The sequence below is a fragment of the Chachezhania antarctica genome, from assembly GCF_003646465.1.
Taxonomy (GTDB): Bacteria; Pseudomonadota; Alphaproteobacteria; order Rhodobacterales; family Rhodobacteraceae; genus Chachezhania; species Chachezhania antarctica.
The window spans coordinates 1-656 of the sequence record NZ_QZEX01000044.1 but is presented as its reverse complement, the minus strand read 5'-3'; the positions used below and the strand labels follow the sequence as shown (position 1 = coordinate 656).

Below are 656 nucleotides of genomic sequence, written 5' to 3'. Positions count from 1 at the left end.
TCGTGCCGATATTGGCAATCTCGCGGTTCATGTTCTGGATATCGTTGGTCAGCCCCGACAGGGGCACGCCCGCCTCACTGGCGGCCAGCTCGAGCGCGCGGAACCCGCCGATCGAGGCGTCGAGACGCCGCGCCGCCTTGGCCGCCCGGTCGATTTCCTGCGCCGATTTCAAAGCGGCGGCCGCGATCGCCGCCCCGAAGGCGGCGGCCGCGCCCGCAACTTTCAGGAACTGCGCGCGCATGGATTTCAGCCGCGGTGAAACCTTGCCCACGCCCTTCTGGAAATTTGCGCTGTCCAGGCCGAGATTGACCCGGAGCGCGCCGATCACAGATGCCATGACACCCCCCTTGACGGCCGCCTCACGCGGCCGGTTTCGCGCCCCATTGGGCCGCGATCATTTCGAACATCGCTTGCAGATCGTCGGAACTCTGCGGCCCGCGGTCACCGCCGCCGACGAATGCCCTGAACCCGGGCAATGTCTTTTGCCGGGCCAGCGCCTCGGCATGCCAGGCCAGCCAGGCGCGCCCGTCCTGCTCCTGCCGGAGACGGGCGCGCGCGCCTTTCATATGCGCGTTGAACTCGCGCAACGTGAGCGACCAGAAATGCGCCGGATCGAGGCCGGCCGAGACATAGGCCGCCAGCAGATCGAAGATCCG

The 656-nt window shown here is 67.7% G+C and carries 2 protein-coding genes; both read right to left on the bottom strand.

Translation table 11 applies throughout. The features are described from left to right. Positions 1-337, bottom strand: a 337-nt coding sequence (locus tag D4754_RS23775; RefSeq protein ID WP_420837231.1) for a hypothetical protein, incomplete at its 3' end; no start/stop codon positions are given. A gap of 22 nt (positions 338-359) precedes the next feature. Then, on the bottom strand, positions 360-656 hold a 297-nt coding region (locus D4754_RS23770), incomplete at its 5' end, for a hypothetical protein (RefSeq protein WP_121068645.1).